The organism is Miniimonas arenae (assembly GCF_006351005.1).
GTDB lineage: Bacteria > Actinomycetota > Actinomycetes > Actinomycetales > Beutenbergiaceae > Miniimonas > Miniimonas arenae.
In genome coordinates this window covers 43,550-69,442 of sequence record NZ_VENP01000007.1, presented here as the reverse complement: position 1 = coordinate 69,442, position 25,893 = coordinate 43,550, and the positions used below count along the sequence as shown (strand labels likewise).

Annotated in this window: 19 protein-coding genes; 12 read left to right on the top strand and 7 right to left on the bottom strand. The window is 72.1% G+C overall.

What is annotated here, in order from left to right; genetic code table 11:
• Nucleotides 1–73: 73 nt before the first annotated feature.
• The 3 genes from FH969_RS03505 to FH969_RS03495 form a co-directional block, all read right to left on the bottom strand.
• On the bottom strand, nt 74–1,486 hold the full coding sequence (locus tag FH969_RS03505) for an ABC transporter substrate-binding protein (protein ID WP_139986143.1): 1,413 nt from the start codon (nt 1,484–1,486) through the stop codon (nt 74–76).
• Between the two features lie 154 nt (nt 1,487–1,640).
• Nucleotides 1,641–2,621, bottom strand: a complete 981-nt coding sequence (locus FH969_RS03500) for a carbohydrate ABC transporter permease (protein WP_108718278.1) — start codon at nt 2,619–2,621, stop codon at nt 1,641–1,643.
• Nucleotides 2,622–2,632: 11 nt separating this feature from the next.
• Entirely contained in the window at nt 2,633–3,547 is a 915-nt protein-coding gene (locus FH969_RS03495; RefSeq protein ID WP_108718277.1) for a carbohydrate ABC transporter permease, read from the bottom strand.
• Nucleotides 3,548–3,807: 260 nt separating this feature from the next.
• Here FH969_RS03495 and FH969_RS03490 point away from each other — a divergent pair, with 260 nt between their 5' ends.
• Entirely contained in the window at nt 3,808–4,968 is a 1,161-nt protein-coding gene (locus FH969_RS03490) for a LacI family DNA-binding transcriptional regulator (protein ID WP_139986137.1), read from the top strand.
• Between the two features lie 179 nt (nt 4,969–5,147).
• On the top strand, nt 5,148–7,406 hold the full coding sequence (locus tag FH969_RS03485; RefSeq protein ID WP_139986135.1) for an alpha-galactosidase: 2,259 nt from the start codon (nt 5,148–5,150) through the stop codon (nt 7,404–7,406).
• A gap of 82 nt (nt 7,407–7,488) precedes the next feature.
• Here the strand turns inward: FH969_RS03485 and FH969_RS03480 are convergent, their stop codons facing one another.
• Nucleotides 7,489–8,604, bottom strand: coding sequence for a uroporphyrinogen decarboxylase family protein (locus FH969_RS03480; protein WP_180359648.1), 1,116 nt, complete (start codon nt 8,602–8,604; stop codon nt 7,489–7,491).
• 227 nt (nt 8,605–8,831) lie between these two features.
• On the opposite strand from FH969_RS03480, the gene FH969_RS03475 reads away from it, so the two are divergent.
• The 3 genes from FH969_RS03475 to FH969_RS03465 all read left to right on the top strand — a co-directional run bounded on the left by FH969_RS03475 (nt 8,832) and on the right by FH969_RS03465 (nt 11,958).
• Nucleotides 8,832–9,872 carry a glycoside hydrolase family 43 protein gene (locus FH969_RS03475; RefSeq protein ID WP_139986131.1) on the top strand — a complete coding sequence of 347 codons (1,041 nt, stop codon included), beginning with the start codon at nt 8,832–8,834 and terminating at the stop codon, nt 9,870–9,872.
• Nucleotides 9,873–10,044: 172 nt separating this feature from the next.
• Complete coding sequence (locus tag FH969_RS03470) at nt 10,045–11,010, top strand: ABC transporter permease (protein WP_218975250.1); 966 nt, start codon at nt 10,045–10,047, stop codon at nt 11,008–11,010.
• A gap of 12 nt (nt 11,011–11,022) precedes the next feature.
• Nucleotides 11,023–11,958, top strand: coding sequence for a carbohydrate ABC transporter permease (locus FH969_RS03465; protein WP_139986129.1), 936 nt, complete (start codon nt 11,023–11,025; stop codon nt 11,956–11,958).
• Here FH969_RS03465 and FH969_RS15115 read toward each other — a convergent pair.
• On the bottom strand, nt 11,948–12,133 hold the full coding sequence (locus tag FH969_RS15115; protein WP_180359647.1) for a hypothetical protein: 186 nt from the start codon (nt 12,131–12,133) through the stop codon (nt 11,948–11,950). The genes FH969_RS03465 and FH969_RS15115 overlap by 11 nt on opposite strands.
• 35 nt (nt 12,134–12,168) lie before the next feature.
• Between FH969_RS15115 and FH969_RS03460 the strand changes: the two genes are divergently transcribed.
• The 4 genes from FH969_RS03460 (at nt 12,169) to FH969_RS03445 (ending at nt 18,499) form a co-directional block, all read left to right on the top strand.
• Nucleotides 12,169–13,752: an ABC transporter substrate-binding protein gene (locus FH969_RS03460; protein ID WP_139986126.1), complete on the top strand. Its 1,584-nt coding sequence runs from the start codon at nt 12,169–12,171 to the stop codon at nt 13,750–13,752.
• A 109-nt stretch (nt 13,753–13,861) separates the two neighbouring features.
• Nucleotides 13,862–14,512 (top strand): YesL family protein, encoded by a 651-nt coding sequence (locus FH969_RS03455; protein WP_139986124.1) that lies wholly within the window; start codon nt 13,862–13,864, stop codon nt 14,510–14,512.
• Nucleotides 14,509–17,142: a beta-galactosidase gene (locus FH969_RS03450; protein WP_139986123.1), complete on the top strand. Its 2,634-nt coding sequence runs from the start codon at nt 14,509–14,511 to the stop codon at nt 17,140–17,142. Before FH969_RS03455 ends, FH969_RS03450 begins: the two co-directional genes overlap by 4 nt.
• Nucleotides 17,143–17,218: 76 nt before the next feature.
• Entirely contained in the window at nt 17,219–18,499 is a 1,281-nt protein-coding gene (locus tag FH969_RS03445) for an ROK family transcriptional regulator (protein ID WP_342776988.1), read from the top strand.
• A gap of 36 nt (nt 18,500–18,535) precedes the next feature.
• On the opposite strand, the gene FH969_RS03440 is transcribed toward FH969_RS03445, so the two are convergent.
• Together FH969_RS03440 and FH969_RS03435 are read right to left on the bottom strand one after the other, a co-directional pair.
• A complete protein-coding gene (locus tag FH969_RS03440) occupies nt 18,536–20,122 on the bottom strand; it encodes a proton-conducting transporter transmembrane domain-containing protein (protein WP_139986121.1) in 1,587 nt (528 codons plus the stop codon).
• A 99-nt stretch (nt 20,123–20,221) separates the two neighbouring features.
• On the bottom strand, nt 20,222–21,538 hold the full coding sequence (locus tag FH969_RS03435; RefSeq protein WP_139986119.1) for a glycoside hydrolase family 27 protein: 1,317 nt from the start codon (nt 21,536–21,538) through the stop codon (nt 20,222–20,224).
• 88 nt (nt 21,539–21,626) lie between these two features.
• Here FH969_RS03435 and FH969_RS03430 point away from each other — a divergent pair, with 88 nt between their 5' ends.
• The 3 genes from FH969_RS03430 to FH969_RS03420 all read left to right on the top strand — a co-directional run bounded on the left by FH969_RS03430 (nt 21,627) and on the right by FH969_RS03420 (nt 25,812).
• Nucleotides 21,627–22,610, top strand: a complete 984-nt coding sequence (locus tag FH969_RS03430) for a LacI family DNA-binding transcriptional regulator (protein WP_139986118.1) — start codon at nt 21,627–21,629, stop codon at nt 22,608–22,610.
• Nucleotides 22,607–23,620, top strand: coding sequence for a LacI family DNA-binding transcriptional regulator (locus FH969_RS03425; RefSeq protein ID WP_108718265.1), 1,014 nt, complete (start codon nt 22,607–22,609; stop codon nt 23,618–23,620). The genes FH969_RS03430 and FH969_RS03425 overlap by 4 nt, the downstream gene beginning before the upstream one ends.
• A 248-nt stretch (nt 23,621–23,868) precedes the next feature.
• Nucleotides 23,869–25,812: a glycoside hydrolase family 127 protein gene (locus tag FH969_RS03420; protein ID WP_139986116.1), complete on the top strand. Its 1,944-nt coding sequence runs from the start codon at nt 23,869–23,871 to the stop codon at nt 25,810–25,812.
• The last annotated feature ends 81 nt before the right edge of the window (nt 25,813–25,893 follow it).

The window sequence follows — 25,893 nt, the reverse complement described above, 5'->3', positions numbered from 1 at the left end:
CCCGGCCGGTGCCGGACCCCGCCCTCGCGTGGTCGTGCTGGTGGTGCTGGTCGTGCCGACCGAGCTCGTCGGATCAGTTGAAGAGTGCGTTCACCTGGTCGTTGGCCGAGGTGAGCGAGTCCGGCTCGGCGTCGCCCGTGAACACCGCGTCCACGGCCGGCTGCATGATGCCGGTGATCTCCGCGGCGTGGTCGGTGATCGGGAACAGGAACGTCGTGCCGTCCTCGACGTGCTGGAGGAACGGCGTGACGTCGATGCCCTTGGCCTCGAACGCGGCCTTGGCGGCGTCGGTCCCGCTCGGGATGGCCGGGAAGACCACGCCGCTCGCGCCGACCACGTCCTGGCAGGCAGCCGAGCCGAGGTACTCCACCCACTTCACCGCGGCGGCCTTGTTGTCCGAGCCGGCCCACACGGAGTCGGCGAGGCCGTTGTACATGCTGGCGCGCTTGCCGTCGGGGCCGACCGGGGTCGGCGCGAGGCCCGTCTCCACGCCGTCGTAGCCGAACATCTGGTTGATCATCCAGGAGCCGTTGGTGATCATCGCGTACTTGCCGGCGCCGAAGATGTCGGCCGAGCTCTGCCCGGTCACGGCCTCGAGGCTCGGCATGTAGCCCTTCTCGATGAGGCTGCGCATCCAGGCGATGGTGCTCTGGAACTCCGGCTTGTCGTAGTTGTAGTGCGTGCCCCACGGGTTCTTGTCGGTCACGGTCCAGCCGGTGGTGCCGGAGTACATGCTCCACTGGGTCTGGCCGTTGCCGGCGCCCGAGCCGCCGTCGAGGCCGAGGCCGTAGACCGCGACGTCGTCCTTGTCGAACCCGGGCTCGTCGCCGCGCACGCCCTTGCCGTCCACCGTGAGGTGGGCGATGAGCTTCTCGTACGTGCCGCCGTCGTCGGGGTTCCACTCGAGGTTCTGCAGCTCGGCCGGGTCGACGCCCGCGTCGGCCAGCAGCGCGCTGTTGTAGAAGATCGCCACGGTGTCGAAGTCCTTCGGCAGCCCGTAGCGCAGGCCGTCCTGGCCCACCCACAGGTCGGCGAGGCCCTCCTGGAACGAGCCGGTGTCCACGCCGTCGGCCTCGAGCGTCGCGTCGAGCGGGAGCAGCTGGCCCTGCGAGACGAACTCGGGGTACTTCGACAGGTGGTCGGTGAAGACGTCCGGCGCCGTGCCGGCGACGAAGCCGTTGGTGACGTTGGTCCAGTAGTCGTCCCAGCTGTACTGGGTGATGTTCACCGTGACGTCGGGGTTCGCGGCGTGGAAGTCGTCGGCGCACTGCTGGTAGGCGGGCAGCTGGTTGCTGTCCCAGAGCCAGTAGTCGATGTCGCCGGACGCGGTCGAGGTGTCGATCGCGTCGCCGGCGTCGCCTCCGCCGGAGGAGTCGCCGGACCCGCCGGAGCTCCCGCCGGAGCAGGCGGTGAGGACGAGGGTGAGGCTGGCGGCGACGGCGAGCGCGCCGCCGACGGAGCGGGTACGGGTGCGGGTGCTGGACATGGTTTTCCTCTCGGGTGACCGGCGTCAGAGCGCGCGGGGCTCAGGGGTGGTGGGTGAGGGGTCGAGCGAGCGCTGCGGGCGAGTGCCCCAGCGGGTGGTGCGGCGAGCGGGAGGCGAGCCGACGCGGCGACGGGAGCGTCGCCGTCGGGCACGCCTACTTGCTGCCCGAGTAGCCGATCGAGTCGATGATGCGGCGGGCGAAGGAGAAGAAGAGCAGGAGCATCGGGGCCGCGGCGACGAGCGTCGCGGCCATCAGGCCGGCCCAGTCGGGCGAACCCGCCGGGGTCTGGCTGCGGAACACCCCGAGCGCCACGGTGAGCACGCGGGTGTTCTCGGTGTTGCCCACGATCAGGGGCCAGAAGTAGTCGTTCCAGGTCGCGATGAACGTGAGGATGCCGAGCGTGGTGACCGGTGCGACGCTCATCGGCAGGATGATCCGGAAGAACGTGCGCCACTGGCCGGCGCCGTCGATCCGGGCCGCCTCCTCGATCTCGCGGTTGATGCCGAGGAAGAACTGCCGCAGGAAGAAGACCGCGAACGGCGTCATGAGCAGCGTCGGCAGGATCATGCCGGGCAGCGTGTTGAGCAGGCCGAGGTTCTTGATGAGGATGAAGTTCGGCAGGCTCGTGAAGATCGGCGGCACCAGCAGGGCGCCGAGGAAGATGCCGAACACGAGGTTGCGACCGGGCCAGCGCAGCCGGGCGAACGCGTAGGCCGCCATCGAGCAGAAGAACACCTGGCCCAGCGTCACGGCCGTGGAGTACACGAACGAGTTGCGCAGGTAGAGCCAGAAGTTCACCGCCGCACCCGAGCCGCCCTCGGCGACCGCCTCGTCGAAGCTCGCGAGACCGAGGACCCGCTTGAACGCGCCCCAGGTGAAGTCGACCGGGAGGAGCGAGGAGGGGTCGGTGGGCAGCGCGCGGGTCGTGGAGAACGCGGTGCGCAGCATCCACAGGAACGGGAAGATCGTGAGGGCGAGGAACGCGATCATCACGATCCACGCGGCGATCCGGCCGGGCGTGAAGCGGCGACGGCGAGCGCGGGACCGCGCGTCGGCGCGCGCCTTCGCCTGGGCGTCGGCGTCGTGGGCGCCGCCTGCGTCGTTCGGACGAGCGTCGGAGACAGTCGTGGTCATGGCGGGCGCTCCTAGGCCAGGTCCGAGTCGCCGGCGCGGAGCAGCCTCAGCTGCAGCGTGGCGAGGATCGCGAGGATGATGAACAGGACGACGGCGATCGCGCTGCCGTAGCCGAACTGCCCCTCCCCGAAGGCCTTCTGGTAGATGTAGTACTGGATGACGCGGGTGACGTTGACGGGGCCGCCTCGCGTCGTGACCGCCACCGTGTCGAACACCTGGAACGAGCCCGTCACGGTGATGACGAGGACCATCGCGAGGACCGGGCGCAGCAGCGGGAGCGTGATGCGGCGGAACGCGGTCACCTCGGACGCGCCGTCCAGGGACGCCGCCTCGTAGACGTAGTTCGGGATCGTCTGCAGGCCGGCGAACACCAGCAGCGCGGTGTAGCCCATGTGCCGCCAGACGTTGACGAAGGCGATCGTCGGGATCGCCCACACCTCGTCGCCGAAGAAGGCGATCCGGTGGATGCCGACCCAGTCCAGGAACTGGTTCACCAGGCCGATCTGGTAGTCCAGCAGCCAGAACCACAGCATCGCGGCGATGACGTTGGAGATCAGCCAGGGGATGAGCAGCGCGCCGCGCAGGGCCGTGGACCTCGTCAGCCGCTGCATGAGGACCGCGAGGAGGACCGCGATCGTCGTCTGGAAGGTGATGTTGAGGACGACGTACCAGATCGTCACCTTCAGCGCGTTCCAGAACAGCGGGTCGTGGACGAGCTTGACGTAGTTGTCCATCCCGACCCAGGTGGGCGAGCCCAGCAGGTTGTACTCGGTCAGGCTGTAGTAGATGCCGCGCAGGGTGGGCACCAGGTAGAAGGTCGTGAACCCGATCAGTGCCGGGAGGATGAAGACCAGCGCCGTGGCGAGCTCGGCTCGCCGGCCGGTCGGCAGGCGGAGCGACCTTCGGGCTCTGCCGCGTGTGCTCACGTCCGCGTCTGCGACTGTGCTCGCACTCACCTCAAGTTCCCTTCGTTGGGATGCCCACGGGAGTCGTGGGCCTGTCGAACGGGTGGGACGCTACACGTGTAGATCCGAAGCGCGCAAGAGGGAAGTTCGGAGCGGAGAACCGCGGTAGAGCGGCGATGCCGGTTGGCGACCCGCCCTGTACGCCGCAGGTCTACAGGTGTAGATTGCCGTCGTGATCTACTGCTGTAGATTGGCAAGCGCCAGCAACGAAGGAGGGCACGATGTCCGGTGGCGTCCCCGGCTCCGGCGAGCCGAGCACGCGGCGCTCGCGCCGCTCCGATCCCGAACCGGCGCCGCGCGCCCTGGCGACCCGCGCCGACGTGGCCCGCCTCGCCGGGGTGAGCTCCGCCGTCGTGAGCTACGTGGTGAACGACGGACCGCGGCCCGTCGCGGCCGAGACGCGCGCCCGGGTGCTGCAGGCCATGGACCAGCTGGGCTACGTGCCGAACGCGAGCGCACGCAACCTGCGCCGGGGGAGCACGCAGACGCTGGGGCTCGTCGTCGCCGACAGCCAGAACCCCTTCTTCGGCCAGTACACGTTCGAGCTGGTCAAGGCCGCCGAGCGACAGGGCAAGCAGCTCCTCATCGCGGACTCGCGCGAGGACGCCGCGCGCGAGGCGGACATCGTGGACAACCTCGTCGCGCAGCAGGTGGACGGGCTCCTGTTCACCTCCGCGTTCGCCCGCGTGGACCGCAGCCGCAGCCTCCGGCTCGCCGGCATCCCGACCGTGCTCATCGACTGCCCGGGCCCCGTGGTGGGGCGCCGCACCGTCGGGTCGGACGCGGGTGGCGCGGCCGAGATGCTCGTGCGGCACCTCGTCGAGCACGGGCGCACCCGGATCGGTCTCGTGATCGGGCACCGCGGGTTCGGCGATCCCGACCCCCGCGAGCACGGCTGGCGCCTCGCGCTGCGCTCCGCCGGCCTGCCGGACGGGCCGATCGTGCGCGTCCCGTTCACGCGCGAGGGTGGCTTCGCCGGGGCGCAGGCGCTGCTCGAGAGCGCCGACGTCGACGCGATCTTCGCCAGCAACGACATCCAGGGCGTCGGCGCGCTCCTCGCGCTGCAGCAGCGGGGCGTCCGCGTGCCCGACGACGTCGCGGTCGTCTCCTTCGACGGCACCGAGGAGTCCCGGTTCTGCTGGCCGCCGCTGACCGCCGCGCGTCAGCGCATCCCCGATCTCGCGGCCACGGCGCTGGAGCTGCTCGGTACGCCCGACACCGAGGCCGGCACCCACGTCAGCCTCCCGACCGACCTCGTCCGGCGACGATCCTGCGGCTGCGGGGTGGCCGAGCCCGATCCGGGTGTGGCCGCGGAGCTGCAGCTGCCCGACGGCGAGGACGCGGGCGACGGCGGATCGGCGTCGGCGGCCGTGGCGACCTGAGCGTCACGACCTTCCCGCCCCGACCGAGCCCGCGCGCTGCGCCCGTCCCCACCAGCCCTGATCGCACGCCCCAGCACCCAGCACCCACCACCCAGCCCCCAGCACCCGACCGCCGCCGTCCGGCACGCCTGGACGCGCGGTGCCCCGACCATGCCCAGCCGAGCCGAAGGACCTCACCGATGAGCAAGCCCGTCAACGCCTATCTCCACCTGCACGCCGAGGGTGTCGGCGTCGTGATCGACCTCGCCGAGGGTCGCCTGCCCGCGGTGCTGCACTGGGGCGCCGACCTGGGTGCGCTGACGGTGGCCGACGCGCAGACCCTCGCCCTCACCGGGGTGCACGTCATCGCGCCGAACATCGTCGACGAGCCGGTGCGCGTCGCGCTGCTGCCCGAGGCGCGCACCGGCTGGCTCGGCCGCCCCGGGATCAGCGGCTCGCGCGGCGGCCGGGACTGGTCACCCGCGTTCACCACCACCGCGCTGGTGATCGACGGCGTGGACCAGGACGCCAACGGCGAGACTCCCGTGCTCCTGGAGCGCGGGACCGCGGAGGCGACCGTGCTCGCCGTCGACGACGTCGCGGGTCTCGCGCTCGAGCTGCGGATCGGCCTGACGCCGGGCGGTCTGCTGCGTACCCGCGCGCTGCTGCGCAACACCGGTGCCGACGCGTACCAGCTCGACGACCTCGTGCTGGCCTACCCGGTGCCGCCGGTCGCGCGCGAGCTGCTCGACCTCGCGGGTCAGTGGGGTCGCGAGCGCTCGCCGCAGCGGCGCGCCCTCACGGTCGGCACGCACCTGCGCGAGGGTCGCCGCGGCCGCACCGGCGCGGACGCGGCCACCGTGCTGCACGCCGGCACGCCGTCGTTCTCGTTCGGCTCCGGGGAGGTCTGGGGCGTGCACATCGCCTGGAGCGGCAACCACACCCACCTCGCGGAGCGGCTGTCCACCGGCGAGCAGGTGCTGGGCGGCGGCGAGCTCCTGCTCCCCGGCGAGGTCGTCCTCGCCCCGGGCGAGCACTACTCCTCGCCGTGGCTCTACGGCTCCTACGGCGAGGGGCTCGACGGCGTGGCGCACCGCTTCCACCGCTACCTCCGGTCGCGCCCGCAGCACCCCGACGTCGAGCGACCGGTCACGATCAACGTGTGGGAGGCGGTCTACTTCGACCACCGCCTGCCGCCGCTGCTCGAGCTCGCCGAGATCGCGGCGTCGCTCGGCGTCGAGCGGTTCGTGCTCGACGACGGCTGGTTCGGCTCCCGGCGCGACGACTACTCCGGCCTCGGCGACTGGACCGTGTCGGCCGACGTGTGGCCGGACGGGCTGCACCCGCTCGTCGACCGGGTGAAGGACCTCGGCATGCAGTTCGGCCTGTGGTTCGAGCCCGAGATGGTGAACCTCGACTCCGACGTCGCCCGCGCGCACCCGGACTGGGTGCTCGCGACCGGCGGCCGGATGCCGGTGCCCTCGCGCCACCAGCAGGTGCTCGACCTCGGCAACCCCGACGCCTACGCCTACATCCGCGACGCGATCGTGGCGATGCTCGCGGAGTACCGGATCGACTACATCAAGTGGGACCACAACCGCGACCTCGTCGACGCCGGCAGCGGACCCGCGGGCCGGCCGGGCGTGCACGCGCAGACCCTCGCGGTCTACCGGCTGATGGACGAGATCCGGGCCGCCCACCCGGGGCTGGAGATCGAGGCGTGCGCCTCGGGTGGTGCGCGCGTGGACCTCGGCATCCTCGAGCGGACCGACCGCGTGTGGGTGTCGGACTGCATCGACCCGCTCGAGCGGCAGCAGATGCTGCGCTGGAGCGGTCAGCTGCTCCCGCCGGAGCTGCTCGGCTCGCACATCGCCTCGGGCGTCTCGCACACCACGGGCCGGTCCCACGACCTCGACTTCCGCGCCGCGACCGCCCTGTTCGGCCACCTCGGCATCGAGTGGGACCTGCGCCGGGCGAGCGAGCGCGAGCGCGCCGAGCTCGCCGAGTGGATCGCGTTCTACAAGCGTGAGCGCGGCCTCCTGCTGCGCGGCGACCTCGTCCGCGTCGACTTCCCGAACGCCTCGCTCACGGCGTCGGGCGTCGTGAGCCCGGACCGCTCCCGAGCGATCTACTCCTTCGCCTCGGTCGCGACGCACGAGACGGCGCTGCTGGGCCGGCTCCGGTTCCCGGGGCTCGACCCGGACCGGCGCTACCGGGTGGCGCCCGTCCTGGTGGGGAGCGCGCCGTCGGGCCTGCTCCCGCCGCAGTGGTGGGGTGTCGAGCGCGACCACTCCGCCTACCTCGCCGACCTGCACGAGGGGCACGCGCCCCGGCTGCGGCAGGTGGGGGAGCACCTCGGGGTCGAGCTGCCGGGCTCGGTGCTCGTGCACACGGGACTCGTCGACGCACGCGTCAATCCCGACCACGTGCTGCTCTACAGCGCGGAGGCCGTCGACTGACGGCGGAGGTCGGGCCGGGCGCGACCCCGCGCCGACGCTCGTGGGAGCGGCGGCGCGGGGTCGCGCGGTTCGGCGGCGCGCCTCAGCGCGTCTCGGCGGCTTCGGCGCCCTCCTCGTGCCCGACGGCGTCGCGCAGCGCCGCGTAGACGGCGTCCGGCACGCTCGGCGGGACGGAGCACGACGGCGCGAGCAGGAACGCGCGCCCCGCACCCTCGAGCGCGGCGCGGGCCTGGTCGCGGACGGTGGCGACCTCGCCGTCGCCCGCCGCGAGGTGCGCGACGCCGCCGACGCCGGTCGCGCGCAGCGTGCGGCCGGCCTCGGCGAGCGTCGGGTTGCCCGGCGCCGTCTGGTCCCAGTGCACGGCGTGCACGCCGGGACGGTCCAGCCACTCCGGGTGCGCCCACGGGCCGCACGTGTGCACCACGCGCCAGCCCTGGACCGAGGCGAGCACCTCGTCGTCGTACGGCGTGGACAGCTCGGAGAACTGCTGCGGCGACGCGACGTCGCGGTGGGCCGTCCCCGTCACGGCGAAGAACACCCCGTCCGCGCCGGCCTCGCGCGTGCGCCCGAGATAGGTGACCAGGGTGTCGGTGATCGCGCGCAGGGCGGCGTGGACCGCCGTCGGGCGCTCGGCGAGGAGGCCGGCGAGCACCTCGGTGGGCCGGGCGTCGCCCGGCTGGAGCGCCGAGACGTACGACGGCGTGCCGGTCAGCTCGAGCAGCACCGACAGCGGCGAGAACACGGTGGGCAGGAGCGGGAGGTCGCCGACGCGTTCGCGCAGCAGCGCGACGAGGCGCACGTGGTCGGCGAGCACCGCTGCGTCGGCGGCGTCGGTCACGAGGTCGAGGTCGGCGGGGGTGCGCACGAGGGTGCGGGTGCGCGCCGGGAGGACGCCGGTGTAGCGGGCGAGGTCGTAGGTGTTGCCGAACGCCTCGGGCAGGTAGGTCGCGCGCGGGTTGATCTTGATCCAGTCCCAGCCGAAGCGCGCGGTGTCGGCGGCCACCCGGTCGGCGAGGGCCTCGACGTCGGACTCCGCGGGGATGTGGTGCTGCCACGCGGTGACGGGGACGCGGTCGGGCGTGCCGCCCGTGAGCGTGGCCTCGAACCGGCGGCGCTGCGGGGACGGGGTCGGGGTGGGAGCGGGGGTGGGAGTGGTGGACTCGGCCGGCGGGACGAGCGTGGTCGTGTCAGTGGTCATGGCGGGCTCCTCGGGGGTGCGGTGCCGAGTCGGTCGCCGGTGCGACGGCCGCTCGGTCGGGCGGGTGCTCCCACGGTCGGGGCCGACGCGCTCGCGCGAGGGCAACGCGGCAGGCGTCCCGGATGCCGGAACGATTTCGTGGGACTTCAGTCCCGTTCGGGCGCGGGAGGGGGCCATGGCGCGCCGTCATGCCGGGCTGACGCGGTGCGCGCTCCTACGCTGGCGCGATGCGCGCGCATCCCCACGCCCTCGACGAGGTGCCCTGCCACGACCCGTACGTCCTCGCCGTCGAGGACGGGTACCTCCTGTACACCTCGTTCGACTCCCGGCGGTGGGCGCACCACATCCCCGACGGCAGCGACTACGCCGCACCGGTCGGCACCGGCGTGCTGGCCTGGTGGAGTCCCGACCTGCGCACGTGGGGGTCGCCGGAGGTGGTGTTCACGGTGCCGGACGGCGCCTGGGCGAGCCCGGACGCGGCGCCGTGGGCACCCGAGGTGCACGCGTGGGGCGACCGCTTCGTGCTCGCGACGACGCTGCACGCGCCGCAGGACCCGCTGCCCCCGACGCGTCAGCGCGGGACGGTCGTGGACCTGATCGGTGCGGCGGGGGAGCACACGCTGCGGCCGATCCGCCGAGGCACGGTGCTCGCCGTCGCCGACGACCCCCGCGGGCCGTTCGAGCTCCTGGACCCCTCGGCGCCCCACACCCCGGGGGACTTCATGGCGCTGGACGGCACGCTCGTGCGGGACGAGCACGGCGCGCCGTGGCTCGTGTACGCGCACGAGTGGGTGCAGGTGCTCGACGGGACGATGGAGGCGGTACCGCTGACGGAGGAGCTCGCCGTCGCCGGAGCGCCGGTGCACCTCTTCCGGGCGTCCGAGGCGCCGTGGTTCACCGCGATCACCCCTTCGACGCAGGCCCTCGCGCCCTACGTCACCGACGGCCCGCAGCCGTACCGGCTGCCGGGTGGTGCGCTCGCGATGCTCTGGGCGTCCTACCGGCCGGGGAGCGACGTCGTGACCGGCGAGTACGTCGAGACGCAGGCGATCTCACCGTCCGGCTCGCTCCTCGGGCCGTGGCAGCAGGGCGAGGTCCTCGTGGCGGGGAACGCGGGTCACGGGATGCTCCTGACCACGCACGACGGCGAGCTCGTGCTCGTCCTGCACCGCGGCATGAACACCCCGCGGGTGCGAGCGGAGGTGCACGACGTCGTCGCGACGCCCACGGGCCTGCGCGTCGTCGGACGCCGCGTGCCGGCGATGTGATCGTTATCAAACAGTGACCCGACCCACTGGTCAGGAGTTGTTCTAAGGGTTAATGTAACGGCCACGACAACGACCGAGGGCCGGTGCGCTGAGGCGCCGGGCCGACGTCGGACCCACCGCAGAGAGGCGGAGAACCTGGGATGAGTGCCACACGACGACGCCCGAGGCGACCGTGACGGCCGCTACGGCCGTGCTCACGGAGCTCGAGCCGCCACCGACCCGGAAGCAGACGACGATGCGCCGGCTCAAGCAGTCGCGCGTCCTCATCGTCATGTGCCTGCCTGCGCTCATCTACTTCCTCGTGTTCGCCTACGGGCCGATGCCGGGCAGCTGGATCGCGTTCACGAACTACAACTACCGGGACGGGATCTTCGGCAGCCCGTTCGTCGGGATGAAGAACTTCGAGTTCCTCATCCAGTCCGGCCAGCTGTGGCTGCTCACGCGCAACACGATCCTGTACAACCTGGCCTTCATCGTGCTCGGCAACATCTCGCAGATCGCGCTCGCGATCATGCTGAACGAGATGCGCATGAAGTACTTCAAGAAGATCAGCCAGACGATCATGTTCCTGCCGTACTTCATCTCGGTGGTCCTGATCGGCGTGATCGCGTTCAACCTCCTGAACTACGACACCGGCGCCGTCAACGCGCTGATCGAGCAGTTCGGCGGCGACCCCGTGAAGATCTACAGTGCCGCCGGGATCTGGCCGCTCATCATCATCCTGTTCTTCCTCTGGCAGAGCACGGGATACGGATCGATCGTGTACTTCGCGGCGATCATGGGCATCGACTCGACCATGTTCGAGGCCGCGGCCATCGACGGCGCCTCGGCGTGGCAGCGGATCCGCTACATCATCCTGCCGAGCCTGAAGCCGACCTTCATCATCCTGCTGCTCTTCTCGCTCGGCGGGATCATGCGCGGAAACTTCGGGCTGTTCTGGAACCTCATCGGCAACAACGCCGTGCTCTTCGAGACGACCGACATCATCGAGACCTCCGTCTACCGCATGATCGTCTCCCAGAACAACTTCACCTCGTCCACGGCCGTCGGCCTGTACCAGTCGCTGTTCGGCTTCGCCCTGGTGATGCTGTGCAACTGGATCGTGCGACGGATGAATCCCGACTACGCGCTGTTCTGACCGGGAGCCACCATGACCACCACAGCTGCAGCCCTGCCGGCGACGAAGGCGGGCACCACCAAGGTCAAGCTCGGCGCGAGCGACTACGCGCTGCGCGGGGTCTCCTACGTCGTCGTGACACTCTTCACGATCTTCTGCGCGCTGCCGTTCATCCTCATCATCTCGGCCTCCTTCTCGAGCGAGGCCTCGATCATGCGAGACGGCTTCGGGCTCTTCCCGCGGGAGTTCTCCACCGAGGCGTACGAGTTCATCTTCCGCTTCCCACGCGCGATCGCCGGCTCCTACGTCGTGACGATCGTCATGACCGTGCTCGGGACGGCCATCGGGCTCTTCGTCATCGCGATGACGGGCTTCGCGCTCCAGCGCCGCGACTTCGCCTACCGCAACTATCTCTCGTTCTTCATCTACTTCACGACGCTGTTCTCCGCGGGCCTCGCTCCCACCTACCTGTGGGTGACGCAGGTGCTGGGCCTCAAGGGCTCGTACCTGGCGGTGTTCCTGCAGCTGCTCATGACGCCGTGGCTGATCATCCTCATGAAGAACTTCTGCCGCTCGATCCCGTGGGAGGTCGTGGAGTCCGGGAAGATCGACGGCGCGGGCGACTTGCGCATCTTCCTCCAGCTCGTCCTTCCGATGCTCAAGCCGGCGCTGGCCACCGTCGGGCTCTTCCTCGCACTGGGCTACTGGAACGAGTGGTACCTCTCCTCGCTCTACCTCGGCAGCGCCGTCGAGTTCAAGCCGCTGCAGTACTACCTCTACAACGTGGTCAACACGGCGAACGCGCTGAAGAACTCGGTCGCCGGAGCGAACGTCAGCGTGGCGCAGCTGCCGTCGAACACGCTCAAGATGGCGACCGCCGTGATCGCGACCGGGCCCGTGGTCCTCATGTACCCGTTCGTCCAGAAGTACTTCGTCACCGGCCTCACGGTCGGCGCCGTCAAGGGCTGACCCCCGGACCCGCCGGCTCTGCGGGGCGGCTGGTTCGCGCCGTCCCGACCCGCAGCGTCGCGCGGCACCCGCAGGACTCACCAGACAGCACCACCAGCACCACCGGATCCACCACCACGACCAGCACCAGAACCAGAACCAGCACCACCGGATCCACCACCACGACCAGCACCACCCGGAATCACCTACAAGGGAGCAGAGGATTCTCCGATGAAGCGCAGAACGATCACCAAGGCGGGGGCGGTCGCCGCCACCCTCGCGCTGTCCAGCGTGGCTCTCGCCGCCTGCGGCAGCGGCGGCGACAGCGACGGCGGCAACGCCGACGGCGGCGCGTCGGGCGACATCACCCCGATCACGATGCTCGTGCTCGGTGACAAGCCGACCAACGGCCGGCTCGAGGCGATGCTGGACGAGCTCAACGCGAACCTGCGCGAGCAGGCGGGCGCCGAGCTCTCGCTGTACTACGTGGAGTGGGCCGACTGGCAGACCCAGTACAACGTGCAGCTGCTCGCCAACGACGGTTCGGTCGACCTCGTCACCACCGCGACCGACTGGCTGTTCGCCTGGGAGAACGCCGAGAAGGGCGCGTTCCTGCCCCTGTCGGAGGACATGCTCAAGGAGAACGCCCCGAAGACCTGGGAGCAGGTCTCGGCCTCCGGCGACTGGGACCTCACCAAGCTCGACGGCGAGATCTACTTCATCCCGGAGGACAACTACACGCAGTACACCAACCACGGGTTCTTCTACCGCGGCGACTGGGCCAAGGAGGCCGGCTTCGCGAACGGCGAGATCACGAAGTTCGAGGACTTCACCCAGTACTTCCAGTGGGTCAAGGACAACCAGCCCGAGGCCTACCCCTGGGACGTGGCGGGCGCGAACATGGCCGCGCTCACCGGCTACCTGCAGGGGCACACGGACGCGATCACGCTCCAGGGTGTCGCGACCGGCAACTACTCGATCTTCGAGACCACGAAGTCGGACCCGTACACGATCAGCTCCAACTTCATGGAGGGTGACGCGCTGCTCGAGGCCGCCGAGCTCGCCAAGGAGTGGAACGACATGGGCGTGTGGCGGGAGGACGCGATCAACTACACGGGCGACACCCGTGAGGAGTTCTACGCGGGCCTGTCCGGCGCGGACCAGCACCACACCCAGACCTTCCTCACCCAGATCGTCAACAACATGACGACCAAGCAGGAGGGCTCGGGCCCGAAGATGTTCTACTTCGGTCAGGAGAACGGGAACATCTTCAAGGACCTCAAGACGCACGGCGCGATGGCGGTGAGCGCGGCCTCGAAGAACCCCGAGAAGGCGCTGCAGGTCTACGACCTGATCCGCAACGACCAGACGGACTACGACCTGCTGAACTTCGGCATCGAGGGCACCGACTACATCCTCACCGACGACGGCAAGCTGGACTACCCCGAGGGCTACGACTCCTCCACCGACGCGCTCGGCTCGAACTTCTGGGGCGGCCGGATGGACGAGTACGAGTACGACAAGGTGACCGACGCCCCGAACAAGTGGGAGACGTACGAGGCGCTCGACGCCGTCGCGGAGGACTACCCGTACGAGACCCTCGTCTTCAACAAGGACTCGATCGACTCCTCGCTGGCCACGATCGGCGGCGTGCTCTCGACCTACCTGCCCCAGCTCATGTACGGGAAGTTCGACGACCCGGCTGCGGCCATCGAGGACATGCGGGCCGAGCTGGCGGCCGCCGGCTACGACGAGGTGCGGGAGTCCCTCCAGGCGGACATGGACGCCTGGGCCTCGGAGCAGGGCCTGAAGTAGTCCGTTTCCCCCTGCACGATCCCGCACGACACCCAGCACGATCCGGGTGGGGCCGGACGTCGATCGGACGTCCGGCTCCACCCGCCCACCACGACGAGACGAGGACGACGTGAGCACGAGCATCTTCGAGGCGGACTCCGCGCTCCTGCGGTTCCTCAGCAAGGTCGCGGACGTGATGGTGCTGAACCTGGTGTTCGTCCTCACCTCGCTGCCGATCGTGACGATCGGCGCGTCGCTGACCGCGCTGAACTACACCGCGCTGAAGATCGTCGACCGCGAGTGCGAGTCGGTCCTGGACTGCTACCGCCGGTCCTTCCGACAGAACCTGCGGCAGGCGACGGCGCTGTTCGGGATCGTGGTGGGGCTCGCCGTCGTGCTGGTCGCGTGGTTCCTCATCGCCGACGGCCTGGCCATCGCCTCGATCATCCGGTTCGCGCTCTACATCGTGCTGTTCCTCGTCACGTTCCAGGCTGTGATCGGCGCGCTCTTCGTGTTTCCGTACCTCGCGAAGTTCGAGGGGTCCACCAGAGAGGTGCTGGGCAACGCCCGCAAGATGTCGCTGCGCCACCTCTTCGCGTCGCTCGCGATGCTCCTGACGACGGGCCTGCCCGTGGTCATCACGATCTTCTACCCCCACCTCGTGGGCTACGGACTGCTGTGGCTGGCCTTCGGGTTCGCCGCGATCGCCGTCGTCAACGCGTTCCTGTTCAGCGCGATCTTCGCGAAGTACGTCCCGACCGCCCCGGAGGGTGTCGCATGACCGTCGTCGAGCAGCCGGCCCCGGCCGGCGTCCTGCCGGAGCCGAGCGGGGCGGGGCTGCCCGGGCTGGACGAGGTGGTGCTGTGCGCCTCGCTGTTCTACTTCCGGATCCCGCGTGAGCTGTGGTCCGCCCGGCTGGCTCAGGTGCGCTCGTCCGGGTACCAGGCGATCGACGTCTACCTGCCGTGGAACTTCCACGAGCTCGCCCCCGGCGAGTGGGACTTCACGGGTCGGCGCGACGTCGCCGCGTTCCTCGACCTCGCCCACGAGGCCGGGCTCCGTGTGATCGCCCGCCCCGGGCCCTACATCTGCTCCGAGTGGGACGGCGGAGCGCTGCCGGCCTGGCTCGGCCTCGCCGGGACCGACGGCCTTCGGCAGGCCGAGCCCCGCTACCTCGACGCGGTGCGTGCCTGGTTCGACCGCGCGCTGCCGATCCTCGCCGAGCGCCAGCTCGGCCGCGGCGGCAGCGTCGTCGCCGTCCAGCTGGAGAACGAGCTGGACTTCTTCGACACCCGCGACCGCACCGCGTACGTCGGCGCGCTCGCCGAGATGGCCCGCGCGCACGGCATCGAGGTGCCGCTGATCGCGTGCGCCGGGCAGGGTGATCTCGCCGGCGCCACCGGGGACGTGCCGGGTGTCGTGCCCGCCTGCAACTTCTACCCCGACGACCGCTCCCCGTTTGTCGAGCCCGAGGTCCGCCGGTACCGTCACCTGCTCGCCGAGCGCGGCCTGCCGCTCCTGGTGACCGAGACCAACCGTGCGCACGCCACCCTGCGCCGGCTCGTGGCCAGCGGCGCGGGTCTGGTCGCGCCCTACCTGCAGGCGTCGGGGTACAACGTCGGCTTCACGCCCTCGGTCGGCAACTGGGGCGACCCCGCCGGCTTCATGGCCCACGACTACGACTTCCACGGCTTCCTCTCCCCGGTCGGGCAGGCGCGTCCGGAGCTCGCCGACGCGCGTGTGCTCGCGGCCCTCGTCCGGCTGCTCGGCGCCGATCTCGCGCGCGGACTGCCCGAGGCGGCGGACGATGCCTACGCGACCGACGCGCCGACCAGCGCCTCGCCCTCGCGCCTGCGGATGCCCAGCGGCGCGACCCTGCTGGCCGTGCCGAACCTCGGCGACGTCGACGCCGAGGTGAGCCTCGCCGTCGGGCCCGATCGGGTGAGCGCGCCGTTGCCAGGGCTGATCTGCCTGCTCGTGCTGGCGGAGCTGCCGCTCGCGCGGTTCGGCCTGCCGGGCACGCTCGAGCTGGCCACCGCGGACCTCGTCGCCGCCGACCCGACGGGCCTCACGCTGGCGGCGACCGGCCGCAGCGCGCTGGTCCTTCGTGCGCCCGACGGCGAGCGAACGGTCCTCGAGGTCGACGCGCCTGCGCCCGGGGCCACCGTGCGCCACCGGGTGGCCGTGGGCGACTCCACCTGGGACGTCGAGGTGGTGCACCCGCGGGACGTGGCGGGCCCAGCCTCTCTCGACGCCGACGCCGACGCCGACGCCGACGCGGACGCCGCGACCCCCGTCTCCGACGAGGCGCAGGAGCTCGGGCCGCTGCGCGCGCTGCGGGCGGCGGAGCTGCCCGCACCGCAGCGGCACGCCGTCGCGCCCTGGTCGGAGGAGGTGGGGGTGTGGCGTGGCCGCACCCACTACCGCGCCTCCGTGGCCGACGTGCGCGAGCTGCTGCTCGAGGGCGCGGGCGACATCCTGGACGTCGCGCTGCTCACGGGCGACGGGGACGCGTCGATCGCCCACCGCACGCTCACGCCGTTCGGGGCGACCACCCTGCTCGACGTCGCGGACGCGACCGAGGTCGCCGTCACGGCCGAGACGTGGGGGCACGCCAACTTCGACGACGCGCGGCTGCCGGGCCTGCGGCTCGGCTCGCTGCGCGGGCTCGGCCGGGTGTGGGCCGTGACCGGGCGCGACGACGTCGGCGCGCTCTGGCGGGTCGAAGGACAGTGGAGCGGCCGGCCCGCGCCGCTGCGCACGCTCGGCGGCTGGAGCAGCACCCGCGTCGGGCTTCCGATCACCTACCGCCGCACGCTCCCGATCGACGGTGAGCACCACTACGCGCTGCACCTGTCCGGGGTGCCCGGCGCGGTCGAGGTGACGCTCGACGGCGAGCCTCGCCTCGTCAGCGCGCACGAGCCCTGGCTGCACCTCGAGCCGGGCCGCGGGCGCGACGTCACCGTGACCCTGCCGCACCTGCCGGGATCGCTGGGCGCCGCCCGGCTGCTGCGCCTGAGCGAGGTCCGGGACTGGAGCGTGCAGCCCGAGCCGGACGACGTCTACCTGGCGCGGGTCGCGGACGCGGCCGAGACGGCCGACGCGATCGAGCTCCCCCTGGCCCTCGAGCCGGGCGAGGAGCGCGTCCTGGCGCTGCGCGTGCCCGCGGGCGGGCTGTCGCTGCGGTTCGCCGGTCAGCAGGTGCGCGTCTCGGTGGTGGCCGGCCGGGAGCTGCTCGGCCGGGTCTGGCTCGACGACCCGGCACGTCCGAGGTTCACCGGAGGTGACGCGCACCGGACCTGGCTGCCGGCGGCGTGGAACACCGGCGCCGTGCGGCTGCTCGTCCGCGGCATGGCGGGCCCCGGCGTCCCGGAGCTGCGCAGGGCGTGGGCGGAGCCGACGCCGCAGTGACGGCGCCACGCCGCCGGACGACGTGTCGGGCGGCCCTGTCCGACGGCGCGAGACGTGTGCTCACCGAGGCTCAGCGGTGCGCAGAGCTGCTCGTGGTTACCATGACCGGAACCAGGTGGGGGTGAGCGTGGCGGTCCAGCGACTGACGTCGCGCGACATCAGGAGCGAGTCGAGACTCGACGTGATGAAGGCGCTGCTCGTGGCGGGGGAGGCGTCCCGCAACGAGCTCGTGCGCGAGACCGGGCTGAGCCCGGCGACGGTGGCGACCGTGGTGGGCGAGCTGATCACCGCGGGCATCGTCACCGAGGGCCGGACCACCTCCGGCGGGATCGGGCGCCCGACCCGCGTGCTCCACATCAACGCCGCACGAGGTCTCGTGGTCGGCGTCGACGTGGCGGAGACGTACGTGCGTGCCACGGTCTTCAACACCTCCCTCGACGAGGTCGAGTCCGCCGTCGTGCACCGGGACGAGCACGAGCACACGGTCGAGTACGTCGTGGACGGCATCGAGCGCGCGGTGGACACCGCGCTCGCGAGCGCGGGCGCCGAGCGGGAGGCGGTGCTCGCCGTCGGCGTCTCGCTGCCCGGTCTCGTGGTGCGGGGCGGGAGCACGTCCGTCGTGGTGCCCGAGCTGACGTGGCACGAGACCGGCGTGGACCGGATCCGGGAGCGGCTCGCCCTGCCGGTCGTGGTCGACAACCCGCTCAAGGCGGTCGCGGCTGCCGAGCTCTGGTTCGGGGAGGGGCGCGACTGCGACTCGATGATCACGATCAACCTCGGCACCGGCGTGGGCGCCGGGATCGTGATCGGCGGGGAGATCCTGCGCGGCGCGACGAGCTCGGCCGGCGAGTGGGGTCACTCCCTCCTCGTGCTGGACGGCCGCGCCTGCCGGTGCGGGCGGCGCGGGTGCGTCGAGGCCTACGTCGGCGCGCCGGGCATCCTGGAGACGCTGCGCGAGATCGACCCCGACAACCCGCTCGTGCGGGTCGGCGCTCAGCGCGACGTCATCGAGGCGCTCGCGGGCGAGCTCGCCGCGCCGGAGCCCGACCCGGCCGCTCTGGAGACCATCGCGCGCACCGCGCGCTACCTCGGGTCGGCGATCGCCGACCTGGTGGCGATCCTCAACCCCGAGGCCGTCGCCCTGACGGGCTGGACGGCGTGGGCGCTCGGCGAGCACCTGCTGCCGCTGACTCGCTCGACCCTGGTCGCGCAGGCGCCGGGGGAGTCGGCCGTCGACATGACGCTCCGCATCTCCACCGTGCGCGGCAACTCCGTGGCCACCGGAATGGCGGTCTCGGCGCTGACCTGGTTCCTGGCCGACGTCGGGCTCGTCACGCGGGTGCCCGTCGGGCTCTGAGGCGCCGACGGCGGGGCGGGGGTCGGCGCGGCACGGTCAGTGCCGCGGGCGGCCGCCCTCGTCGAGCACCACCTCGAGCGCCCCGCGGGGCAGGCCTCGGTCGGTCGCCCAGCTCGGCAGCCAGCCCCGCCGGGACGCGTACCAGACCAGCGCCGCGATCGCGAGCCCGAGCAGCACGGGCCAGGAGGCAGCGGCCACCGTGACGGCGTCGAGCCTCGGGACCGAGACGATCGGGACCCACTGCCCGGCGAGGTACCAGGTGGCCGCGGTGCCGCCGAGCACGAGCGCCGCCCACGCCACGAACCACCCGTCGGCGCGTTGCCTGGCCGGCGCGATGTGGCTGCGCAGCGTGAACGCCGCACGCGCGAGGATCAGCGTGGTGGCGGTCGCGACGAAGGGGAGCAGCGCGGTGACGTCGAGCAGGAACGGCGCCGCAGCCACGGCGCTCTTGGCGGCGTACTTCGCCACGGCGCCGCTGCCGAGCGGCGCCCCGGCGACGGCGAGCGCGAGCACCACGCCACCCGCCACGACCCAGCGCCGCTGGGGTCCGCCGCCGTAGCGCGCCCACACGGCGACCGTGAGGATGAGCCCGCCCTTCGCCATGCCGTGGTGCACCGCGTACACGACGGCGGACAGCACGCACGCCGTCGCGAGCTCCGGCGCACTCAGCGCGACGCCCACGATGACGCCGAGGAAGCCCATCTGGGAGACCGAGCTGAACGCGAGGGACGCGTCCGGGTCGTTGCTGCGCACGCCGGGCAGCAGCGCGACACCGGCACCCAGCAGCGCGAGCACGACGAGGCCACCGCCCCACACCGGCAGCGCGGCCTCGCCGAGCGGCAGGAACCGCAGCCACCCGACGAGGCCGATCTTGATGACGCAGCCGCTCAGCACCGCGCCGACCGGGATCGAGACGCCGGACTCCACGAGCGGCAGCCAGCCGTGCAGCGGGAACGTGCACGCCCACTCGCCGAACCCCAGCAGCAGCAGCGCCACGATGAGCGGCGCGAGGGGCGACGCCGCGACGGCCGCCGGGGCGTCGGCCACCCGCCACCCGCCCGCGGCGACCACGAGCACGAGCGCCGCGAGCACGAACGCGTCGCCGACGAGGCCGAACGCGAGGTAGGTCCGCGCGGCCCTGCGCGCGAGCGGTGACTCCTGTCCGAGGATCATCGCGTAGACCATCGACGTCACGATCGCGCAGCCGACGGCGAACGTCGCCACGTCGACGGCGGACAGGACGAGGGCGTTCCCGGTGAAGCACACGAGCAGCCTGCTGGTCAGCCGCGACGCCGCGGCCGACCCGGACCGGGCGGAGAGCACGAGCGCCCCGGCGTAGAGCGTCACCGTGACGAGCAGCAGCGGACGGCTCACGACGTCGAGCCGGCCCACGCCCCACGCGGCCGGTTCGCTCGCCCCGAGCACGTCGAGGACCGCGACCGGCACCAGCGCGAGCGGCGCGAGATGCGCGACCCGGCCCGCGGCCCCAGGCCCCGACGACGACGGCGTGACCCCCGTCGGTCCAAGGGTGGCACCCGCGTCGGAGCCGCGCCGCGCGAGCACCCACAGCAGTCCGGCCGTCAGGGCCGGCAGGAGGTGGGCGAGGAGCTGCAGCGCGAGCATGCGTTCCGTTCGGACGTCAGGCGCGCGGCGCTCGAGCGACGCGCGCCGCCGAGTCTCTCACCTCCTCGCGCGGCTCGTCGAGCGTCGGGACAGGGCGCGTCACCCTGCGGTGTGTCGCAGCAGCACGACGTCGTGCGGCGCGATGTGGACCTGCAGCGCCACGCTGCCCGGGGCGACCCCGCGCGCCGCGTCGCTCTGCTCGGTCACCGCGGTGCGGGGCACGACGGCGTCGCTCCAGAGCTCGCGCACCTCTCCTTCCAGGGTCACGGGCAGGTCGACGTTGCCGGCGTCGAGCGCGACGGCGAGCGGCGCCTCGCCGGTGTTGAAGGCCGCGACGTACGCGGCGCCGTCGTGCCCCTGTGCCGACCACAGCACGAGGGGAGGTTCGCGGAAGACCTCGCGCGACGCCGTCGTGCGCAGGAGGGCGAGCACGCCGGGGTTGGTGAGCAGGGCGATCGTCTCCGGGGAGGACGTGGGCAGGTCTCCGCCCACCATGAGGGGCGAGCGCGCTACGCACCACAGCGTCATGAGGGTGCGGCGCTCGGCCGGCGTGAGGAGGCTGTCGCGCGGCTCGCCGCGCTCGGCCCGCAGGCCGATGCGGCCGAGGGGGAGCATGTCGCCGTCGGGCCAGCCGTGGGAGCCGGCGTGCGGCGCCCAGCGCGCGAACCGGGCGAAGTTGGCCTCGACGTCCTCCCACCGGTCCCACAGGTCGTCGCAGATCCGCCACATCGTGGCGTGCTCGCGCAGGTGGTCCAGCCGGGTGAGCGAGAGGTCACGCCCGGGGGAGAGGCTGAGCTCGATCGTCCTGCCCGAGCGCTCGATCGCGAGCGCGTAGGCCTCGATGTCGCGCGCCTGGTAGGGCCAGAGCATGTCGTCGCACTTGATGAAGTCCACGCCCCAGGAGGCGTAGAGCGCGAGCGTGGAGTCGTAGTACGCCTGCGCGGCGGGGTGGTCGTGGTTCAGGCCGAGCATGTCGGGGTTCCACTCGCACACGTTGGTGGCGTCCGCGACGTCGGCTGCGGTGCCAGCGGTGCCGAGGATCGGCGTGGCCTGCGCGACCGCGCGGCGCGGGATGCCGCGCATCGTGTGGATGCCGAAGCGCAGTCCGAGCGCGTGCACCGCGTCGGCCAGCGGGCCGAAGCCGGCGCCGTCGACCGAGCTCGGGAACCGAGCGACGTCGGGCTGAAGGCGACCCCAGGCGTCCATCGCGAGCGGCGCGTCGGCGTTGTACCCGTGGGAGCGCGCGGTGGGGTCGGACCAGTCGATGTCCACGACCACCGTGTCCCAGCCGTGGGGCAGGAGGTGCTCGGCCATGAAGCGGGCGTTGGCGAGCACCTCGGCCTCGGTGACGGTGGTGCCGTAGGAGTCCCAGCTGTTCCAGCCCATCGGGGGCGTGGGGGTGGGCGTCGTCGCCATGTGCGTCTCCCTCGACGGGCGAAGTCCGAAATGACAACGATGAACCTACCGCACCGCGCGGCGCTCCCCTGCGTCTACCCTGTGGCCCATGGCCGCCACGATGCGCGACGTCGCCGCGCTGGCGGGCGTCTCCCTGAAGACGGTGTCGCGTGTGGTCAACCTCGAGCCCCACATCCGCCCCGAGGTGATCCGACGCGTTCGCGCGGCGATCGCAGAGCTCGGCTGGGTGCCCAACGGCAGTGCGCGCGCCCTGCGGACCGGCCGCACCAACGTCGTCGCCGTCGCGGTGCCGCACCTGCAACGGCCCTACCACGCGCTGCTCGCCGAGGCCCTCGTGGTCGAGTCGAACCGACGCGGCATGCAGGCCGCCGTCGAGCCGACCCACCGCGATCCCGCACGCGTGGAGGCGGTGCTCTCGTCGGTCGGGCGCTCCTTCGACGGGGCGCTGGTCATGGGACGGCTACCTGACGGGCTCGATCCCGAGCTGCTGCGCACGAGGCCCGTCGTGCTCGTCCAGGCCGAGCCGGTCGACGGGGTCGACGCGGTCAGCGTGGACCTGGTGGAGGCGGCGTCGTTGCTGGCCAGGCACCTCGTCGTGATGGGGCGGCGGCGGCCCGCGCTCATCGGCTGGGACAGGTTCACCAGCGGGGAGGCCGTGATCGCGGCCGCGCTGTCGCCCGACTCCCCGGACACGCTGCCGCGGGTCTCCGGGGTCACCACGCGCGCCGACGGAGCGGCGGCGGCCGAGTCCCTCCTGGCGTCGTCGCCCGACGTCGACGCCGTCGTCTGCGCCAGCGACGAGATCGCCACCGGCGTCCTGCACGTCCTCGCCGAACGGGGCATCGAGGTGCCGCGCGCGGTGGCGGTCACAGGGTTCGACGGGATCGACGAGGGACTGTTCGCCACGCCGTCGCTCACGACGATCGACCCGGGTCCGGCCGCACTCGCGCGGCACGCGCTCGACCTCCTGCTGGACGGGCTGTCCTCCACGCCGCCCCAGGCGGGTCGACACGTGCTCGCGCCCGTGAGCCTCGTGCGCCGCGAGACCACCCTCGGCCAGGGGGTCGCATGACGACGACGATGGCGCACGTCGCCTCCGCCGCCGGCGTCTCGACCAAGACGGTCTCCAACGTCCTGCTCGGGCGTCCGGGGGTCTCGCCGGCGACACGCGAGCGGGTGCTGCGGCTGGTGGAGGAGCTCGGCTACCAGCCGAACCTCGCCGGCCGGGGCCTGTCGTCCGGACGGACGGGACGGGTGGCGGTCGTGGTGCCGATGCTCTACCAGCCGTACTTCGCCGAGGTGGCCGAGGGTCTCATCCTGGCGCTCGCAGATCGGGGCTACGCCACCACCCTGCGGATCGCCCCCGACGGCGCAGCCGAGCGCGACGCGGTGATCGGAACCACGACCCCGGACGTCGACGGCGTGATCCTGTGTCCGCACGCCTTCGTCGAGGAGATGGTGGACGGGGTCGAGCACCGACCCCTCGTGACGCTCGGGGGTCCGCCGATGCAGAGCGTGGACTGCGTGGTGATGGGTGAGCACGAGGGTGCGCGAGCCGCGACTCGGCACCTGCTGTCCACCGGGCGCAGCCGCATCGCGCTGCTCTGGAACGACCTGGGCTCCAGCACTCCGCACGGCGACCGGTACCAGGGGTACGTGGACGGGCTCGCCGAGGCGGGACTCGAGCCCGATCCCGCACTGTTCGCCTTCGGCTCGGACTGGGACCGCCGGATGTCCGGGTACGAGGCCATGGTGGCGCTCCTGCTCTCGGGGCGGTCCTTCGACGCGGTGCTGTGCATCAACGACGCCCTGGCGATCGGGGCGACTCGCGCGCTGCGCAGCCACGGTCGGCGCATCCCGGACGACGTCGCGGTCACCGGGTTCGACGACACGGCGGAGGGGGAGTTCATGACCCCGACCCTCACGACGGTCAACCCGCGCAAGGCGGAGATGGTCGAGCACGCCGTCGCGATGCTCGTCGAACGGCTCGACGGGTACGACGGCGAGCCTCGCCAGATCCGCACCGGAGCGGACCTCGTGGTGCGGGAGTCGAGCCGCTCGCGCGCGGACGGCAAGGCCTGACCGCACGCAGACCTGCCCGCTGACTCGCGCCGTCTGACGAGCAGGCGACCCGCGGAGCCCCGGCGGGGCCCTCGGGTCGCCTCGGCGGCCGCTGGACTCGAGAATGCGTGTCGAACGTTCACATCGGCCCACCGCTTGGAAAGTGTCACGGTCGAGTAACGATTGACAACGATGATGGCTCGCTGTTGACAACGCTGAACTCGACGGGACAGACTCGCCCCCAGCCACCCGGTCGAAGGAGACCCACGATGACCGCCAGCACCACCAGCAGCACGGCCGTGAGCCGCGTCGACGACGCCCGTGACGTCGCCGCGCCCGCTCTGCCGAGCGCGGCGCACGCCGTCCACACCCCGCTCGGTGTGCGCGAGGTGCGCCTCACCGACGGTCCGCTCGCCAGCTGGCAGTCGCTCAACGCGAGCGCGACGCTCCCGCACTGCATCGAGCAGATCGAGGAGTGGGGGATCCTGGACAACCTGCGGCGGGTGATCGGGGAGTCCGGCGCCGAGTTCCGCGGCTTCTGGTTCGCCGACTCCGACCTGTACAAGGTGATCGAGGCGGTCGCGTGGGAGATCGCGCGCACCGGCACCACCGAGTTCGACGCCTGGCTCGACGACGTGATCGGCCTGGTCGCCCGCGTCCAGGAGCCGAGCGGCTACGTGCACTCGTGGATCCAGGGCGTCCACCCGGAGCTCAAGTTCGTCCAGCTCGAGCTCACGCACGAGATGTACGTGCTGGGCCACATGATCCAGGCGGCCGTCGCGCTGGACCGCGCCAACGGGCGCGACGACCTGCTCGTGCTGGCCCGCCGGTTCGCCGACCTCCTGGACCGCCGGTTCGGACCGGGGCGCGAGCAGGGCATCTGCGGTCACCCCGAGATCGAGACGGCGCTCGTCGAGCTGTACCGGCACACGGGTGAGGAGCGCTACCTCGCGCTCGCGGCGCACATGGTGGAGCTGCGCGGACAGGGCCTGCTCAAGGTCGGCGGCCTCGGGGCGCGGTACTTCCAGGACCACGCCCCCGTGCGCGAGGCGCGCGACGCCGTCGGGCACGCCGTGCGCCAGCTGTACCTCAACGCGGGGGTGACCGACGTCTACCTCGAGCAGGGCGATGCCACGCTCCTGGCGGCGATGGACGCGCAGTGGTCCAGCGCGCACGAGCGGAAGATGTACCTCTCGGGCGCGTTCGGCTCGCGACACCGTGACGAGGCGTTCGGCGACGACTACGAGCTGCCCAGCGAGCGGGCCTACGCCGAGACCTGCGCCACGATCGCGGACATCCACTGGACCTGGCGCATGCTCCTGGCCGGCGGGGCGGCGGGCGCCGCGACGTACGCCGAGACCATCGAGCGCGAGATCCACAACGCGCTCGCGGCCTCGATCGACGGAGGCGGCACCCGGTTCTTCTACTCCAACCCGCTCCAGCAGCGTCCGGACCGCTACTCCGAGGAGAACGCGCCGCGCGAGCGCACGCCCTGGTACGTGTGCGCGTGCTGCCCCCCGAACATCGGACGCACCGTCGCGCAGCTGGGTGCCTACGTCGCCTCGACCACCGCCGACGCGCTGTGGCTGCACCAGCTGGCCGCCGCCGAGATCGACCTGCCGGCCGACCTCGGCGAGGCGGTCGTCCGCGTCACCACGGCCTACCCCGCCGACGGGCGCGTCGAGGTGAGCGTGCACGGGCACGTGCGCGACGGCGTCCGGCTCGCCGTACGTGTCCCGAGCTGGTCGCCCGACGCCGAGCTCACCTCACGGGCAGACGGGGGCTCGGGCGCCGCCCGCGCCGATGCGGACGGCTACGCGCGCCTGCCGCTCGTCGACGGCGCGCGCTACACGCTCTCCCTCGACCTCACGCCCCGTCTGACCCGCGCCCACCACCGGGTCGACGCCGTGCGTGGGTGCCTCGCCGTCGAGCGCGGTCCCGTCGTGCACTGCGTGGAGCAGGCCGACCTGCCCGACGGCGTCGCCGTCGACGACCTCGTCCTCCTGCCCGAGCAGGGGATCGACGTGGCCGACGACGGCACGCTCACCGTCCACTGCGCGCTCGTGGACCGCCCGGACACCCTCTACTCCGGCGCTGCTGCGCCGGTCGCGACCGAGGGCTCGCCGAGCCTGGACGTCGCCGCCATCCCGTTCGCGACCTGGGGCAACCGTTCTCCGGGCGCGATGCGGGTGTGGCTCCCGGTCGACCGCTGACCCGACCGCTGCCCATCCCCACCCTGTCCATCACCTCTCGTCCGACCCACCCAGCACCCACGCGGACGAGCCGTCTCGAGG